This is a genomic window from Glycomyces sp. NRRL B-16210, assembly GCF_000719515.1.
Lineage (GTDB): Bacteria > Actinomycetota > Actinomycetes > Mycobacteriales > Micromonosporaceae > Glycomyces.
The window spans coordinates 445,165-461,592 of sequence record NZ_JOGR01000010.1 but is presented as its reverse complement, the minus strand read 5'-3'; the positions used below and the strand labels follow the sequence as shown (position 1 = coordinate 461,592).

Below are 16,428 nucleotides of genomic sequence, written 5' to 3'. Positions count from 1 at the left end.
TTCAGGAGGCGCGTTCGGTCAGCGGGACGATGCTCGGGCGTTCGACCGAGGTCACCACCGGGAGCCGACGCCCCACCGCGGCCGACCGGAGCACCGCGGTCATGACTTCGAGGGTGTGGAGCGCGAGGGCGCCGCTCGCCCGGGCCGGGCGGCCCGGGTCGGCGAGCAGCATGTCGATCAGGCCGATGCCGCGACCGGCGTCCGCGTAACCGGCGCTCGCGGGAAGCGCGACGTTCTGATCGCTACCGAGCCGGCGGAGCGTCACGTCGCCGTCGAACTGGTTCGGGTCGGGGACCGTGAGCGATCCCTCGGTGCCGTGGACCTCGATCGGGGGCGCCGCGGTGGCGACGCCGTCGAAGCTCATCAGGATCGTGCTCACCGCACCGTCCGCGTGCTGGAGGAGGCCCGTCACGTGGGTGTCGACGGTGACCGGGACCCGCTCCCCGGCGCGCGGTCCGCTGCGGATGGTCCGGACGTCGCGGGACCGGCTCGCGGCGCCGGAGACCGAGACGACCGGGCCGAGCAGGTGCACGAGGGCCGTGACGTAGTACGGCCCCATGTCGAGCAGCGGCCCGCCGCCCTCGGCGTAGTAGAAGTCGGGGTTCGGATGCCACAGCTCGTGCCCGGGGACGACCATGGTGGCCGCCGCGGAAGTGGGCGTGCCGATGCGCCCGGAATCGACGGCGTCCCTGGCCGTCTGGATGCCCGTGCCGAGCACGGTGTCGGGGGCGCCTGCCACCACCAGGCCCGCGTCTCTCGCGGCCTCGACCACGCGCTCGGCGTCGTCGAAGGCCGCCGCGAGCGGCTTCTCGCCGTACACGTGCTTGCCGCCCGCGAGCGCCCGGAGCGCGACGTCGGCGTGGGCCGCGGGGATCGTGAGATTGAGGACGGTGCCCACTTCGGGATCGTTGACGAGTTCGTCGACCGTGACCGCCTTCGCCCCGGTCTCGGCGGCGACCTCGACCGCCCGAGCCGGGTTCAGATCCGCGACGGCGACGACCTCGATGAGCGGGTGCGCCTTGATCGTCGCCAGGTACTGGGAGGAGATCGCCCCCAAGCCGACTATGCCGATGCCGTGCGGGTCGCCCACCGCATGCCCCTCTCGATGATGGTGCGGACGCTTTCGTGCCGGAGCACGTCGACGCTGTGGCCGGGGGTGGCGACGACGATGCGACCGGCGCCCCATCGCCGCGTCCAGACCGCCGGGGACACGATCGGGCGATGCCACGGGTGCCAGGGCCGGGTGGGGTGCGTGGTCGTGGCGAGGACGTCGATCAGGTCGTCGTGCAGTACCCAGTACTGCTCGGTGTGCAGCTCGAAGTCGTCGATGCCGCGGGTGATCGGATGCTCCCGGCCGAGGTCGGTGACCTCGATGGCGTGCGGCAGGTAGTTGTCCTCCTGGCCGCCTTCGAGCAGGTGGGGCTCCTTGGAGGGGTGGCAGGCGAACTGGCCGCCGATGAGCTGGAGGTAGTTGGAGGAGGCGCGGTAGGAGTCGGCGATCCCGCCGTGCCAGCCGACGAGTCCCGTCCCCGCCGCGACCGCGTTCCGCAGGCCGTCGAGCTGCGGTTCGGTTATCTCCGACATGGTGACGCATTGGACGATGAGGTCGACCGCGCCGAGATCCTCGGCGTACACGTCCCGGGTCTCCTCGATGCGCACGGTGTATCCGTTGTCCCGCAGGAAGGGCAGGAACAGTTCCGTCGCCTCGACGGGCGCGTGCCCCTCCCAACCGCCTCGGACGATCAGCGCGTCAGCCATCTGGTCGCACTTTCGGGTCTCCTTCACAGACACGGGTGGCATTGCGGCCCGCAGGGTCGCCGCAAGCTTTCTGCGCACGGTAACAAAGGGCTGCGACACGGCGGGCCCGAGCATCCACCCGACACGTCCAGGCACAACCCCGCCTGGACGTTCGTGACCGCGCTTCCCGCCCCGAAGGTGTTCATGACGCACACGGGTTGGAGCGAGGCGGAGTGCTGCCGTGCCGTTCACGGGACGGCGGGCACGAAAAGAACCCTAGTTCCTATTCAAGGGACCAGGGTTCTAATAGAACGGGCGTGGTGGTCGATACTGGGATCGAACCAGTGACCCCTCGCGTGTGAAGCGAGTGCTCTCCCGCTGAGCTAATCGACCGGGACGAGGCGTAACTGTACCGGATTGGGGTTCGGGGGAGTCCGGTGGGGGGTTCGGGGTACCGGCCGTCACAGGGTGGATCTTGACAGGGGCGATTGATGTCGATAGTCTTCGATGCGTTAAATCGTTTCAATTGAGGTTGGGGAGGCGTCCCCCTCGTGGCGTTCGGCGCGTTTCCACTGGCCTCGTAGTCAATCGAGGAGCCCCTTCGATGAGTCCCCCCACAATGTTTCGCAAGATCGTCGCGGTATCGCTGGTCGGTGCGCTGGCCGGGGCCGGGGTCACGGCCTCCGTCCAGGGCCATGGCGGCCACGGCGGCCACGGCGACAAGATCCAGCTCGAGCGGCTCGACCGCGGCCTGGTCGCGGCCAAGGTCGACGGCGGTGTCTTCCTCAGTTGGCGGCTGCTCGCCGACGAGGTGACCGGTTATAACGATTCAGGGTTGACCGGTGTCAATTTCAAGGTCTACCGGGACGGCAAGCAGATCGCCACCGTCTCGGACTCGACCAACTTCTTGGACGTCAAGGGCAAGGACCGGTCGAAGTACAAGGTCGTCGCCGACAAGCGCGGCGGCGGCGCCTCCGACACCGTCACTCCCTGGTCCGAGGCCTTCCTCGACATCCCGCTCCAGAAGCCCGCCGACGGCGTCACCCCCGCCGGCGAGAGCTATACGTACTCCGCCAACGACATCAGCCCCGGCGACCTCGACGGCGACGGCCAGTACGAGTACGTCGTCAAGTGGGACCCCTCGAACTCCAAGGACGTCTCCCAGGTCGGCTACACCGGCCCGGTCTACCTCGACGCCTACACGCAGGAGGGCGACCTCCTGTGGCGCATCGACCTCGGCGTGAACATCCGCGCCGGCGCGCACTACACCCAGTTCGACGTCTACGACTTCGACGGCGACGGCATCGCCGAGGTCATGCTCAAGACCGCCCCGGGGACGAAGACCACGTCCTACGGCAAGGGCGGGAAGACCCGCTACATCACCCTGCCCCGCGAGGACGTCAACGCCGGGGTCTCCCACTCCGACGACTACCGGCTCTCCGCCGAGGGCTACTACGACCACCTGGTCGGCATCTTCCAGAGCTGGGACCAGCACCCCGAGGTCGTGGACGGGAACTGGCCCGCCACCATCGAGGCCGCCCTCGGCGCCGAGGAGGAGTTCGACTTCGACTACCCGCTGTCGCAAGAGGACGCCGAGACGCTCGCCGATTACTTCATCGACGTCTACGCCCCCGCGCGCTCGGGCAACAACCAGCTGCGCAACTTCGAGGGCTTCATCCTGTCCGGCCCCGAGTACCTCACGGTGTTCGACGGCAAGACCGGCAAGGAGCTCAAGACGATCGACTTCCCGGTCGAGCGCGGCGACGACGGCCTCCTGTGGGGCGACTACGCCATGGGCCGCATCGAGCCGGGCAACCGCGTCGACCGCTTCCTGTCGGGCGTCGCCTATCTCGACGGCAAGCACCCGTCGGCGATCTTCGCCCGCGGCTACTACACGCGGACCACGATCACCGCCTTCGACTGGGACGGCAAGCGTCTGACCCAGCGCTGGCAGGCCGATTCGGGCCACGCCCCGATGTCCAACCCGTTCAACGACGGCCCCCACGGCGTCGAGGGCCCCGACCCCGAGTGGGGCACGCTGACCACGCAGGGCGACCACTCGCTGAGCGTGGCCGATGTGGACGGCGACGGCAAGCAGGAGATCATCTACGGCGCGGCCACGCTCGACGACGACGGCTCGCTGCTGTACTCCTCGTACGCGACCATGCCCGAGGACTCGGCCAACCCCGGCGCCTGGGCCAAGCTCGGCCACGGCGACGCCCTCCACGTGGGGGACTTCGACCCCGACAACGAGGGCCTGGAGATCTTCTCGGTCTTCGAGGGCGGCACCTGGGCCCCCTACGGCTACGCGATGCGCGACGCCGCCACCGGGGAGGTCCTGTGGGGCGGCTACACCGGCCGCGACACCGGCCGCGGCATGGTCGGCGACATCGACCCGTCGATCCCGGGCCTGGAGGCCTGGGCCTCCTTGCCGCCCAACGAGGCCGGCGATCCCGAGGGCCTGTTCACCGCCGCCGGGGAGCCGATCCCGGGCGCGGCGCCCGGCACCAACATGAGCATCCGCTGGTCGGCGGACCTCACCACGCAGTTCGTCAACGGCACGGCCACCGACGTGCTCCAGACGCCGACGATCGACGACTGGACGCGGGGCGTGCTCCTGGAGGCCGAAGGGACCCTGACGAACAACTGGACCAAGGGCAACCCGGGCCTGGTGGCCGACGTGCTCGGCGACTGGCGCGAGGAGCTGCTGGTGCGCACCACCGACTCCAGCGCGATCCGCGTCTACCTCTCCACCGAGGTCACCGACCACAAGCTGTTCACGCTCATGCACGACCCGCAGTACCGCGTCGGCGTGGCGAACCAGCAGACCACCTACAACCAGCCGCAGTACACGAGCTTCTACCTGGCCTCGGACATGGACTTCGGCGAGGTGACGGTGCCCGACTACCGCACTCCGAAACACCGCGGGCGTTAACCGGCCGCCACGGACGCGAAGGCGGGGCTGCTCCCAGGGCCCCGCCTTCGTCATGTCCGGCTCCAGGTAGACATGGGATGATACGAGGAATTCATCCGGAAGCCTTGCATTCGTCCCGGCGGTGCGGTTGAGTGGAGGCCGCCCCATCATCCTGCCTTTCGCGCAGCGGGGCACCATCACCAGGCATTGCGACGAGCATTGGAGCTTCCCCCGTGCAGTCCCTCAGACGACGCGCCCGCCTCGCGGCGGCGACAGCGGCCGCGGCGGTCATCGGCGCCTCCGGCTTCGCGTTCGCGGCCCAGGCCCAGACTGGCATCGACATCGTCCACATCGGAGAGGTGCAGGGCGCGATCGCCGACGGCGACACCGACTTCTCTTCCCCGTTGGCCGGCGAGACGGTCTACGTGCAGGGCGTGGTCACCCAGGAGACCCTGGACCCGGCGGGCAACCGGGGCTTCTTCCTCCAGGAGCGCGAGGGCGCCACCGACGGCGACCCGCTCTCCTCGGACGGGATCTTCGTGTTCAACAACCAGTTCACGACCGTCCGCACCCTCGAAGGCTCGCCCGCGCAGGCCGAGCTGGGCGCGAACTGGACCGTGAGCGTGGGCGAGGAGATCGTGGTGCGCGCCGTCGTCGGCGACTACTACGGGAACACCCAGTTCAGCGGCGGCTCCGCCTATGTGTACGACGTGGTCGCGACCGGGCTCGACCCGCTCGCCGAGGTCGCCTCGGTGGAGATCGACCCGCCCGACGACAAGACCGCGTCCACCGAGTACTTCCGCCGCCACCTCGGGATGCAGATGACCGTCCCGGCCGACTCGGTGGTCACCGCCGGGCGCGACGTGTACGCCTCCACCGGCGGCGAGGTCTGGGCCATGCGCGGCGACGCCGCGGCGGCCCAGCAGGACGGCTACGCCGCCCGCGCCTTCCGCGACGCGCACCCGCTCGACACCGTCGAGGGCGCCTTCGACGACGGCAACGGCTACCTGTTCGTCCTGGGGGACTTGGGCATCCGCGCGACCGAGGGCACTTTGGACTCGATCATCGCCCCGGCCAAGACCTTCGACGTCATCACCGAGGCCGCCACCGGCGGCGTCTACCTCTCGTACGCGAAGTACACCGTCGAGGTCGCCGAGAACCTGGTGCTCGAAGGCGGATTGGAGCCGGCGGCGAACAACCCGGTCGAGCCGGCCGGCCGCCACGAGGTCGCGATCGGCTCGTACAACATCGAGAACCTCTACGACACGCGCGACAACCCGAACTCCGAGTGCGACTTCGAAGGCGACGAGGGCTGCGTGGACCCCGAGGACCCCGAAGGGAACGTCAACCCGCCCTTCGACTACGTGCCCGCCACGTACGAGGAGTACGAGGCGCGCATGGAGCGCGAGGCCGCGCAGATCGTGGACGACCTGCACAGCCCGGCGATCCTCATGACCCAGGAGGGCGAGGCGCAGGACGTGTGCTCGGTCAATCCGAAGTGGACCAAGCGTTCGGACCTCGGCGAGGACCGCCTGGTCTGCGACCTGGTCAACACCGGCGAGGCCAACGAGCACAGCGACGGCGCGCCCGACTCGCTCCAGGAACTGGCGCTCCTCATCGCCGAGTACGGGGGCCCCACCTACAAGGCGCTCGGCGACCTCGACTCGGCCGACACCCGCGGCATCATGACCGGTTTCCTCTACCAGCCCAAGCTCGCCGAACCGTCCAAGGTGAAGCACTGGGACCCGGTCTTCGGTTCGAGCCCGGAGGTGGACTACCCGACCGAGCCCGACGCGATCAACGCCGACGTGGAGAACCCCAAGGCGCTCAACGCTGCTCTGCCGGACGCGGTGGTCGAGCAGTGCACGAACTCGGGCGTGTTCGCCTGCAACGGCTTCGACGTGTTCAGCCGCCCCTCCCAGGTGGCCAAGTTCCACCTCAAGGACGCCCGCGGCAAGAAGACCGAGGAGATCTACCTGATCAACAACCACTTCTCCTCGGGCCCGGACTCGCGGGTGCTGCACCGCACCGAGCAGGCGAACTACCTGGCCGCGATCAGCGCCGCGATCCTCGATCACGACCGCAAGGCGAACATCCTGGCCGGCGGGGACCTCAACGTCTTCCCGCGCCCGGACGACCCGTTCGCCGAGGGGCAGACCATCGCGGGGGACTGGACCGGCCCGTCCGACCAGCTCGCCGGCCTTTACGAGGACTCGGGGCTCTCCAACCTGTACGACCTCTCGCTGGAGGCCCACCCGGAGGCCGCCTACTCCTACACCTTCATGGGCCAGGCGCAGACGATCGACCAGCTCTGGGCCTCTCCGCACCTGCTGCGGAAGGTCGAGTCGGCGGTGTCGGCGCACCTCAACTCCGATTACCCCGCCGACGCGTACGCGTTCGGCGAGGAGCCCGCCTACGGCGCCTACGGCGTCTCCGACCACGACCCCGAGGTCGTCACCCTCCGCCTGCGCTAGCCGCGAAGCCCGGCGCGGGCGGCAACGAAGGGGCGGGACCCGGCTGGCGGTCCCGCCCCTTCTCACTTTGCATTATTCAGTTGTGGGCCTTCAGATGAGCTTCTTGGCGTTCGAGATCGCCTCGGCGAGGGCCTCGATGTGCGGCGCCGAGCCCGCGTACGAGAACGTCGGCTCGGAGTTCCAGCCGACGATCTGCCCCTCCTGGACGGCCGGGAGCGCGTTCCAGGTGGGGAACTCGGCCAGCGCGTCGGGCTGGATGGCCACCTCGCGCGAGTCGAGCAGCAGCACGTCGGCCTGGTAGGTGTCGACGTTCTCCCACGAGAGGTTCTCGAAGTACGAGCCGCCCTCCACGTCGGGGTTCTCGGGCACGATGACCTCGAGCCCGAGGCTTGTGAACAGCCGCAGGTCCGGGTAGCTCTCGGGGTTGGAGACCCAGAAGAAGTCGGCCGCGGCCGAGCAGGCCAGGACGGTGACGGGGTTGTCGGCCACCGCCTCCTGGAGGGCGGCGACGGCGGCGTCGTAGCGCTCCTTGGCGGCGAGGTTCTCCTCGGATTCGAGGTCGGCGCCGAGGCTCTCGGCGAAGGCGGCGTGGCGCTCGATCACGTCGCCGAGGTGGCTCTCGCCGTCGTCGGCGGCGAGCAGCACGGGCTCGGCGAGGTCGGTGATCTCGTCGGCGCGCTCCTCGGGCACGTACCACAGCGAGGACGGGTCGCGGAAGAAGTGGGTGGCGATGATCTGCGGTTCGAGGGTCACGTACGCCTCGAGGTCGAACTCGCCCCAGGAGTTGCCGATGATCTCGATGTCGCCGACCGGCAGGTTCCCGGCCTGGGTGGTGGCGCTGCCGTCCTCGTTGACCGTCGGCCCGAAGACGCCGGTGGGGGTGATGCCGAAGTCGTGGATGGCGGCGGCGAGTCCGGTGAAGGCGACGATCTTGGTGGGCACGGCGTCGAGTTCGACGGTGGCGCCGCTGTCGTCGGTGAAGGACCAGGAGCCGCCCGATCCGCCGTCGGCGTCGTCGCCGTCGTCGGTGCCGCACGCGGCGAGCACTCCGGTGAGTCCGAGGGCGCCGCCGCCCGCGAGCAGGCCGCGGCGGCCGATCTTGACGCTGTCGGCGTCGAAAGCCATGTGTGTCTCCTAATCGGGAGGGGTGGTCTTCGTGAAGGACGGTCGGAACCGGTAGGCGGTCGGATCGCAGCGGCCCGGCCGAACTCAGGTTAGGCTAGCCTAATCAAACCGCGGGTTGCCGGACCGGCCCCGTCACGTGGCGTCAGCCACTGCCGCGCTTCACCCTTCGAGCGGCCGGGCCGCCTCCAGGGGCGCGGCGATCTTCTCCAGCTCGATCGCGCCGCCGACGTGCGAGTACACCGGCTCGGCGTTCCAGCCGTAGACCTGGCCCTCGGCGACCGCGGGCAGGCTCGTCCACGTCGGGAAGTCCGCCAGCTCCTCGGGCTGGAGGTTGCCCGTGCGCTCGTCGAGGAAGATCAGGTCCGCCCCGTACCTGCTCGCGTTCTCCCACGACAGCGGCTCCCAGTACCCGTCCGAGTCGGGCGACTCGGGCACCACGAAGTCCACGCCCAGCTCGACTCCCTTGGCGAGCAGGTTGAAAGCGGCGGGGTTGGCGATGTAGAGCCCGTCCGCGCGGGCGCCGACCGCCAGCGCCTTGAGCGGCTTGTCCGCGACCGCGGCGGCCACCGCCCCGGCGGCGGCGCCGAAGCGCTCGACGCCCTCCACGTTCGCGTCCGAGCCCAGGTCGGCGCCGAGTGCGACCGCGAGCGCGGCGTGGCGGTCGATGATCTGGTCGAGCGTCGGCTGCGAGACCTCGATGCCGATGCCGGGTGCCAGCCCTTCGATCTCGTCGAGGCGCTCTTCGGGGATGAACCACAGGTCGTAGCCCTCGTAGTAGTGCGAGACGAGGAGCTGCGGCCCGAGCTGCGCGTAGGCCTCGACGTCGAACTCGCCCCACACGTTGCCCAGGACGGTCAGCTCGTCGACCGGCAGCCGCCCGGCCTGCATGTCGGGCGCGCCGTCGGCGAGCGTGGTGGGCCCGAAGACGGCCGCGACCTCGACGCCGTAGTCGTAGAGCGCCGCCGCGAGCCCGGTGAAGGCGACCACCACCGAAGGGGTGTGGTCGAACTCGACCGCGGTCTGGTCGCGGTCGTCGGTGAACGAGAACGGCCCGGAGTCGGGGTCGCCCTCCGTCGCCGGGGCCTCGGGCCCGGTGCCGCAGGCGGCGAGCGCGGAGGCGGCGCCGAGGCCGCCGGTGGCGGCGAGGAGGCGGCGGCGGGTCAGGGCGGGGGCGGTGCGCAGTGGCACGGCGAACTCCTTCGGGGGGCGACGGCATTGGCAGGGGCGATGAGGTTAGGTTAGCCTAAACAAAACTGCTGTCGCTATCCCTCCGGAGTCCGCACTTGTCAACCGCCCACCGCGCCATGGATGCGGCCCCACCGCACCCCGCGGACAACCAATCCGCAAGCGACACAAGCGAACCGATACACCGCCCCCGGAACGGCCGCCGCGTCGCCCGCCTGCTCGCGGGACTGCTCGCCCTCCTCGCCGTCATCGCGGCCCTGGCCGTCCTCAGCATCGCCGTGGGCGCCCGCCCGATGAGCTTCGACGAGGTCCTCGCAGGACTGAACGACCCCGCCTCGGACGCCTACCCCGTCGTCACCGAACTGCGCGTACCCCGCACCGTCCTCGGCATCGCCGCCGGCGCCGCGCTCGGCCTCGCCGGGGCGCTCATGCAGGCGATGACCCGCAACCCCCTGGCCGACCCGGGCCTGCTCGGCGTCAACACCGGCGCGGCCGCCGCGGTCGTCACCGCCTCGTTCTTCCTGGGCTCCTTCGGTTTCACCCAGACCATCCTCTTCGCCTTCGCCGGAGCCGGGGCCGCCTCGGTCGCCGTCTACCTCATCGCCGGGGCCGCGAGCGCGACCCCCGCGCGGCTCGCGCTGGCGGGCGCGGCGGTCACGGCCGCCGGGTACGCCTACGTCTCGGCGATCCAGCTCATGAACGCCGCGACGCTCGACCAGATGCGGTTCTGGTCGGTCGGCTCGCTCGTGAACGCCCATGTGGCCCCGACGCTGCTGGTGGCCTCGATCATCGCCGTGGCCGCGACCGCCGGGATCCTCCTGGCCCGCCCGCTGAACGCGCTCGCGCTCGGGGACGCGACGGCGACGGGCCTGGGCGTGGACCCGCGGGTGCTGCGCGTCGTGGGGATCGCGGTCATCACGGTCCTGGCCGGGACGGCCACGGCCGTGTGCGGCCCGATCGTGTTCGTGGGCCTGGTCGTCCCGCACGTGGTGCGGTTCTTCACCGGCCCCGACCAGAAGTGGGTCCTGCCGTACTCGACGCTGACCGGCGCGGCGTTCCTGCTCGCCGCCGACGTGCTCGGCCGCGTCGTCGGCCGCCCCAGCGAAGTGCAGGTCGGCATCGTCTGCGCCGTCGCCGGCGGCCCGTTCTTCCTCTATCTCGTCAGCCGCAGGAAGGTGGCCAGGCTGTGAGCGCGTTGTCCTCGCCGCTGCGCGCCCCGAGGGAGGCCGGGCGTTCCACGTCCCTCCGCGTGGGCGGCTTCTCGATCCGGGTGCGCCATCGCGTATTTGTGGCCGTCGCCGGCTCTTTCGCGGTGCTCGTCGCCGTCGCCGTGTGGTCGGCCGCGACCGGTTCGACCCCGATCGGCCTGGACCGGCTGTGGGCCGCGCTGATCCACGAGGGCACGAAGGGCGACGAGTACATCGTGTGGACGCTGCGCCTGCCGCGCCTGGCGACCGGGCTCGCCGTCGGCGCGTGCATGGGCCTGGCCGGGGCGCTGTTCCAGAACCTGACGCGCAACGCCCTCGGCAGCCCCGACATCCTCGGCCTGACCCAGGGCGCGACCTCCGGCGCGCTGGTCGCGATCATCGTCACCGGCGCCTCGGCCGAGGTCACCACCGCCTTCGCCGCCGTCGGCGCGCTCGTCACCGGCCTGTTCATCTGGACGCTCACGCGCGGCGGGGACCCCTCGGGCTACCGCCTGGTGCTCATCGGCATCGGCACCGCCGCGATCCTCGCGGGCATCAACGGCTACCTGCTCACCCGCACCTCCATCATCGACGCGTTCCGCGCGATCTACTGGCTCACCGGCGACCTCGCCGGGCGCGACTGGAAGCAGGCCGCGACGGTCGCCATCGTGCTGGGCGCCGGGACGCTGGTGATCGTGTTCCTCTTCCGCGGCATGGACGCGCTGCGCCTCGGCGAGGCCTCCGCGACCGGCCTGGGGGTCCGCGTCGGCGCCACCCGCGTCATCGCGCTCGTCACCGCCTCGGTGCTCACCGCCGGGGCGGTCGCCGTGGCCGGGCCGCTCGCGTTCGTCGCGCTCGCGGCCCCGCACATCGCCGCCCGGCTGACCGGTTCGGCCCGCAGCTTCACGTGCGCGGCGATCTGCGGCGCGCTCATCGTGACCGCCGCCGACGCGGTGGCCGTGGCCGGGATCGCCGGCCGCCAACTGCCGACCGGGGTCGTCACCGGCGTCGTCGGCGGCGCCTACCTCATCTGGCTGCTCATCGCTCACCGCAAGAAGGGGGTCCTGTCGTGACCGACTCGCAAAGCCCATTGATCGTCGAGGACGCCACGATCGGGTACGGCCGCGTGGCCATCAGCGAGGGCCTGAGCGTGGACATCCCCGAAGGGGAGTTCACCGTGATCCTCGGCCCGAACGCCTGCGGCAAGTCCACCCTGCTGAAGGCCTTGGCGCGGATGCTCAAACCCACCGCCGGGCAGGTCCTGCTCGACGGCCGGGACATCCACACCCAGCCGACCCGGGCCGTCGCCCGCCGCCTCGGGCTGCTGCCGCAGTCGCCGATCGCGCCCGACGGCATCACCGTCGCCGACCTGGTCGCGCGCGGACGCTACCCGCACCAGGGCATCCTGCGGCAGTGGTCGGCCGAGGACGAGCGGGTCGTGGCCGAGGCCATGGCCGCCACCGACATCACCGAGCTGGGCGCGAGGGGGGTCGACGAGCTCTCGGGCGGCCAGCGCCAGCGGGTGTGGATCGCGATGGTCCTCGCGCAGCAGACGCCGCTGCTGCTGCTCGACGAGCCGACCACGTTCCTCGACATCACGCACCAGATCGAGGTCCTCGACCTGTGCGCGAAGCTCCACCAGGAGGGCCGGACCCTCGTGGCGGTGCTCCACGACCTCAACCAGGCCGCGCGCTACGCCACGCACCTCATCGCGATGCGCGAGGGCGACATCGTCGCCGAGGGCCCGCCGGCCGAGATCGTCACCGCCGCCATGGTCGACCAGGTCTTCGACCTGCCGTGCCGCATCATCGACGACCCCGAGACCGGGACGCCGCTGGTGATCCCGAGCGCCGGCAACCGGGGCGCCGCCTCTCGCGCGAGGGAACTGGAAGCCGACGCCCTCGTCAAAGACCTGGTGTAGCGAGGGTCGTTCCGGGCGTGCGTGCGGCGGGCGCTTCGGGCGTCAAAGACCTGGTGTAGCGAGTTGCTCCAGACGCGTGATCGGCGGGTGCTTCGGGGTCTGCCGTGCAGTCGACGGCGATCGGGGTCATTCCAGGCGCGCGATCGGCAGGCGCACTTCGATCGCGGTCCCGCGGCCCTCTTCGCTGTCGAGCCGCAGCAGACCGCCGTGGGCGGCCACGATCGAGGACACGATGGACAGGCCCAGGCCCGACCCGCCCGTGGCCCGCGAGCGCGACGGGTCCGCCCGGTAGAAGCGGTCGAAGACCCGCTGCCGGTGCTCCTCGGGGATGCCCGGCCCGCGGTCGGCCACGCGCAGCAGCGCCCAGTCGCCCTCGACGGCGACCGCGACGTCGATCGCGGTGCCCTCCGGCGTGTGCACACGCGCGTTGTTCAGCAGGTTCACCAGGACCTGCCGCAGCTGCCCCTCGTTGGCGACCACGGTGACCGCCTCGGCCGCGTCGAGCCGCACCGGATGGTTCGGGTCGGCCACCTCGGCGTCGTCCACCGCGTCCTGCGCGAGCCGCGACAGCTCGACCAGCTCGCGGTCGCCGCCGACCTCCTCGTCCAGACGCGACAGGACCATGAGGTCGTCCACGAGCTTCGCCAGCCGCGCGTTCTCGGAGCCGATCCGGTCCATGGCCCGGTCGAGCTTCTCGCCCTCGGCGGTCGCCCCGGACTGGTAGAGCTGCACGTAGCCGCCGATGGCCGTCAGCGGCGTGCGCAGCTCGTGCCCGGCGTCGGCCACGAACTGGCGCAGCCGCTCGTGCTGGCGGTCGCGCTGGCCGATCGCGTCGGCCAGGCGCGAGACCATCCGGTTGAGCGCCAACGACAACCGCCCCATCTCGGTGCGCGGGTCGGCGGCGGTGATGCGGTGGGCGAGGCTCCCGGCCGCGACGGTCTCGGCGTCGGCGACCATCTGGTCGACCACCCGCAGGCCGCGCCGGGTGATGAGCCACGCGGCGAGGATGCCCAGCGCGGCCACGACCACCCCGGTGACCACGACGGTGCGCGTCAGCGTCGAGATGGTGGCCTGGACGTCGTTCATCGAGGTCGCGACCACGAGGTGGAACACGTTCCCGTCGATCCGCAGGGTCGCCCCGATGGCCCGGTAGGTGACCTCGCCGTCGACGCTCTCGACGGTGAAGTACCCGACGTTGCCGGGCGGCTCGCTGATGTCGGGCGGCGAGTCGGGGGCGTCGAAGTAGCCGGACCTGGCGGTGTCGAGCAGCTCGCCGTCCTCGTCGAACACCATGAGCGCGAACTCGTTGTAGCCCATCTGCGCGTCCGAGTCCACATTCGGGACCGTCCGGAACCCCTGCTTGATGAACTTGTGGAGGTTCTCGTCGACCTGCTGCGTCAGATGGCTGGAGACGGCCCGGACGGTCACCAGCCCGATCACGGCGACGGCCACGATGAGCAGGACCGCCATGGCCCAGGCGATCTTGGCGCGGATGGCCACGGTCTACTCCTGCGGCGGGCGCAGCATGTAGCCGACCCCGCGGACGGTGTGGATGAGCCGCGGCCCGAGCTTGTCGAGCTTGCGGCGCAGGTAGAACACGTACGTCTCGGCCAGGCTCGACTCGGTGTCGAAGTCGTAGCCCCACACCTGCTTGAGCAGCTCCGATTTGGACACGACCCGCCCGGCGTTCGAGGCGAGGTAGCGCAGCAGCCGGAACTCGGTGGGGGAGAGGTCGACCGTGGCGCCCCCGCGCGTCACCTGGTGGGCGGCGAGGTCGAGGACGAGGTCGGCGACCGCGACGGTGTCGCCGCCGCGCGGGGCGGCCTCGCGCCCGAGCGTGCGCCGCAGCACCGCCGAGACGCGCAGCGACAGCTCTTCGAGCCGGAAGGGCTTCATGAGGTAGTCGTCGCCGCCCGAGCCGTACCCGTCGCGCAGGTCGTCGGGGGCGGTGCGGGCGGTGAGGAAGATGATCGGGGTCTGGTCGCCCGAGGCCCGCAGCCGGTCGGCCACGCCGAACCCGTCGATGCCGGGCATGTTGACGTCCAGGATCACCAGGTCGGGGCGGTCGGACTCGACCGCGGCGAGCGCCTCGGTGCCCGAGCGGGCGGCGGTGACCGCGTAGCCCTGGAACGAGAGCGCCTCGACCAGCAGATCGGCCAGGCTCTCCTCGTCGTCCACGACCAGCAGGCGCGCGGGGGACCCGTCGCCGCGCAGCGGCACCGCAGGCGGTGCGGCCCCGGCCGGCCCGCTGCTCGAAGTCATCCACCGCTCCTCAATGCTGGTCCACACGACTGATGCCGGTCCACACGACCGCCCGGCCAGCCTATTTCACCGCCTCGGCCGCCGAAAGGGTTCGCCTCCGTTTCCACGCGAGTTCTGGACCCGCTCACAGCGGACGTTCAGCATTCGGCCGGAGTGTCCTCCCAACGGGCCTTCCTTCCGAAGTTACTCACTAGTAGGATGCTGGGGACACCGACCACATGGAGGCAGAGCAATGGAGCCAGCCGTCAGCAACCACCCCCTCAACGGGCGGTCCGCCTTCGTCACCGGCGCCAGCCGCGGCATCGGCGCGGCCATCGCAGTCGCGCTCGGCGCGGCCGGGGCCAAGGTGGCGCTGTTCGCCAAGACCGGCGACGCCCATCCCAAGCTGCCCGGCAGCCTGAACGAGACCGCCAAGGCCATCGAGGAGGCCGGAGGCCAGGCGCTCCCGATCGTCGGCGACCTCCGCGACGCCGAAGCGGTCGGCGCCGCGATCGACACCGCCGCCGGGGCCTTCGGCGGCCTCGACGTGTGCGTCAACAACGCCTCCGCGCTCGACCTGACCGGCGTCGGCGAACTCAGCCTCAAGAAGTTCGACCTCATCGCCGGGGTCAACCTCCGCGGCACCTTCGCGACCCTCAGCGCCGCCCTGCCGTACCTGCGCGGCTCCGACCACGCGCACCTGCTCACGATCAGCCCGCCGCTGAACACCGACCCCCGCTGGTTCGCCGGCGGGCCGTACACGGCCACCAAGTACGGCATGACGATCATGACCCTCGGCGCTTCCCAGACCGAACCGGGCGTCGGCGCCAACTGCCTGTGGCCCAAGACCACCATCGCGACAGCCGCCGTCGAGTTCGCCCTCGGCGGGCAGCCGATGCTCGACCGCAGCCGCAAGCCCGAGATCGTGGCCGACGCGGCGCTGGCGATCCTCGCGAAGGACCCGAACACCTACACCGGCAACGCGGTCCTGGTCGAGGACGTGCTCGCCGAGGAGGGCGTCACCGACCTCTCGGGCTACGCGGTGGTCGAGGGCCAGACGGACTTCCAGCCCGACATCTACGTCGACTAGCCCTTGAAGTCCTCGTCGGTCATCCGCTCCAGGCGGGCGGCCTCCTCGGTCCTGCGCTCGCGCAACTGCTTCGGCAGGCCCGAGAGAACCACCGCCGCGAGGCCGACGAGGACGAGGGCGAACACGAGCGGCACGGGGCTCCAGCCGGTGGGACGCGTCTCGAACTCGCCGAGTTCGACGCACGCGCCCTTGACGGTCTCGCCGCCCGGGCCCGCGGTCTCGCACAGCGCGGTCGGGCTGACCTGCTGCCCTTCGTAGTACAGGACCCGCTCCTCGCCGGGGAGCGCGGCGACGAACAGGACAGCGGCGAGCGCCAGCGCCACCGCCACGGCGAACAGGGTGACCCCGGGGGTGTCGGGAATCGCGAAGCGCCGCCGCCGCTTGGGTTCGCGGGAGGGTTCCTGGAGGCCATCGGATCCGATTCGGTACGACACGCGGCAATGCTACTGGTCGCTCGGCCCGAACACGACGCCGTCAGGACTTCGGCATCGACCGGAACGCGACCGGCAGCGGCTCGTGAGCCCTACCCGACCGGGCGGCATCGCGATATCGAC

At 70.9% G+C, this 16,428-nt stretch carries 13 protein-coding genes and 1 tRNA gene; 6 read left to right on the top strand and 8 right to left on the bottom strand.

All coding sequences use genetic code 11. The features are described from left to right. Position 1 precedes the first annotated feature (1 nt). From IF12_RS0116245 to IF12_RS0116235, 3 genes are all read right to left on the bottom strand, one after another. Entirely contained in the window at positions 2-1,090 is a 1,089-nt protein-coding gene (locus IF12_RS0116245) for a Gfo/Idh/MocA family protein (RefSeq protein ID WP_030160183.1), read from the bottom strand. Then, on the bottom strand, positions 1,063-1,758 hold the full coding sequence (locus IF12_RS0116240; protein WP_030160181.1) for a ThuA domain-containing protein: 696 nt from the start codon (positions 1,756-1,758) through the stop codon (positions 1,063-1,065). Before IF12_RS0116240 ends, IF12_RS0116245 begins: the two co-directional genes overlap by 28 nt. Before the next feature lie 297 nt (positions 1,759-2,055). Beyond that, positions 2,056-2,130, bottom strand: a tRNA-Val gene (locus tag IF12_RS0116235). A gap of 211 nt (positions 2,131-2,341) precedes the next feature. Here IF12_RS0116235 and IF12_RS27045 point away from each other — a divergent pair. Together IF12_RS27045 and IF12_RS0116225 are read left to right on the top strand one after the other, a co-directional pair. Continuing rightward, positions 2,342-4,672, top strand: coding sequence for a rhamnogalacturonan lyase (locus IF12_RS27045; RefSeq protein ID WP_166659612.1), 2,331 nt, complete (start codon positions 2,342-2,344; stop codon positions 4,670-4,672). Positions 4,673-4,884: 212 nt separating this feature from the next. Continuing rightward, the gene (locus IF12_RS0116225; RefSeq protein ID WP_051704478.1) at positions 4,885-7,125 is read left to right on the top strand and encodes a hypothetical protein; all 2,241 of its coding nucleotides are present in this window, start codon (positions 4,885-4,887) and stop codon (positions 7,123-7,125) included. 90 nt (positions 7,126-7,215) lie between these two features. Here IF12_RS0116225 and IF12_RS0116220 read toward each other — a convergent pair whose 3' ends face one another. Both IF12_RS0116220 and IF12_RS0116215 read right to left on the bottom strand, forming a co-directional pair. Further along, positions 7,216-8,250: an ABC transporter substrate-binding protein gene (locus IF12_RS0116220; RefSeq protein ID WP_030160175.1), complete on the bottom strand. Its 1,035-nt coding sequence runs from the start codon at positions 8,248-8,250 to the stop codon at positions 7,216-7,218. 159 nt (positions 8,251-8,409) lie between these two features. Further along, positions 8,410-9,438 carry an ABC transporter substrate-binding protein gene (locus tag IF12_RS0116215; protein ID WP_051704477.1) on the bottom strand — a complete coding sequence of 343 codons (1,029 nt, stop codon included), beginning with the start codon at positions 9,436-9,438 and terminating at the stop codon, positions 8,410-8,412. A 116-nt stretch (positions 9,439-9,554) separates the two neighbouring features. On the opposite strand from IF12_RS0116215, the gene IF12_RS0116210 reads away from it, so the two are divergent. The 3 genes from IF12_RS0116210 to IF12_RS0116200 are packed head-to-tail and all read left to right on the top strand — an operon-like array spanning position 9,555 to position 12,543. Continuing rightward, a complete protein-coding gene (locus tag IF12_RS0116210) occupies positions 9,555-10,625 on the top strand; it encodes an iron ABC transporter permease (RefSeq protein WP_035749199.1) in 1,071 nt (356 codons plus the stop codon). Then, entirely contained in the window at positions 10,622-11,695 is a 1,074-nt protein-coding gene (locus tag IF12_RS0116205; protein ID WP_166659611.1) for an iron chelate uptake ABC transporter family permease subunit, read from the top strand. The genes IF12_RS0116210 and IF12_RS0116205 overlap by 4 nt, the downstream gene beginning before the upstream one ends. Further along, positions 11,692-12,543 carry an ABC transporter ATP-binding protein gene (locus IF12_RS0116200; protein WP_197034748.1) on the top strand — a complete coding sequence of 284 codons (852 nt, stop codon included), beginning with the start codon at positions 11,692-11,694 and terminating at the stop codon, positions 12,541-12,543. The genes IF12_RS0116205 and IF12_RS0116200 overlap by 4 nt, the downstream gene beginning before the upstream one ends. Before the next feature lie 126 nt (positions 12,544-12,669). On the opposite strand, the gene IF12_RS0116195 is transcribed toward IF12_RS0116200, so the two are convergent. Together IF12_RS0116195 and IF12_RS0116190 are read right to left on the bottom strand one after the other, a co-directional pair. Continuing rightward, positions 12,670-14,043 (bottom strand): cell wall metabolism sensor histidine kinase WalK, encoded by a 1,374-nt coding sequence (locus IF12_RS0116195; RefSeq protein WP_051704474.1) that lies wholly within the window; start codon positions 14,041-14,043, stop codon positions 12,670-12,672. 3 nt (positions 14,044-14,046) lie between these two features. Further along, complete coding sequence (locus IF12_RS0116190) at positions 14,047-14,805, bottom strand: response regulator transcription factor (protein ID WP_166659610.1); 759 nt, start codon at positions 14,803-14,805, stop codon at positions 14,047-14,049. A gap of 232 nt (positions 14,806-15,037) precedes the next feature. Here IF12_RS0116190 and IF12_RS0116185 point away from each other — a divergent pair, with 232 nt between their 5' ends. Beyond that, positions 15,038-15,874, top strand: a complete 837-nt coding sequence (locus IF12_RS0116185) for an SDR family oxidoreductase (protein WP_030160161.1) — start codon at positions 15,038-15,040, stop codon at positions 15,872-15,874. On the opposite strand, the gene IF12_RS0116180 is transcribed toward IF12_RS0116185, so the two are convergent. After that, positions 15,871-16,308: a hypothetical protein gene (locus IF12_RS0116180; RefSeq protein ID WP_030160159.1), complete on the bottom strand. Its 438-nt coding sequence runs from the start codon at positions 16,306-16,308 to the stop codon at positions 15,871-15,873. The two genes, IF12_RS0116185 and IF12_RS0116180, sit on opposite strands and share 4 nt — an antisense overlap. Positions 16,309-16,428: the final 120 nt, after the last annotated feature.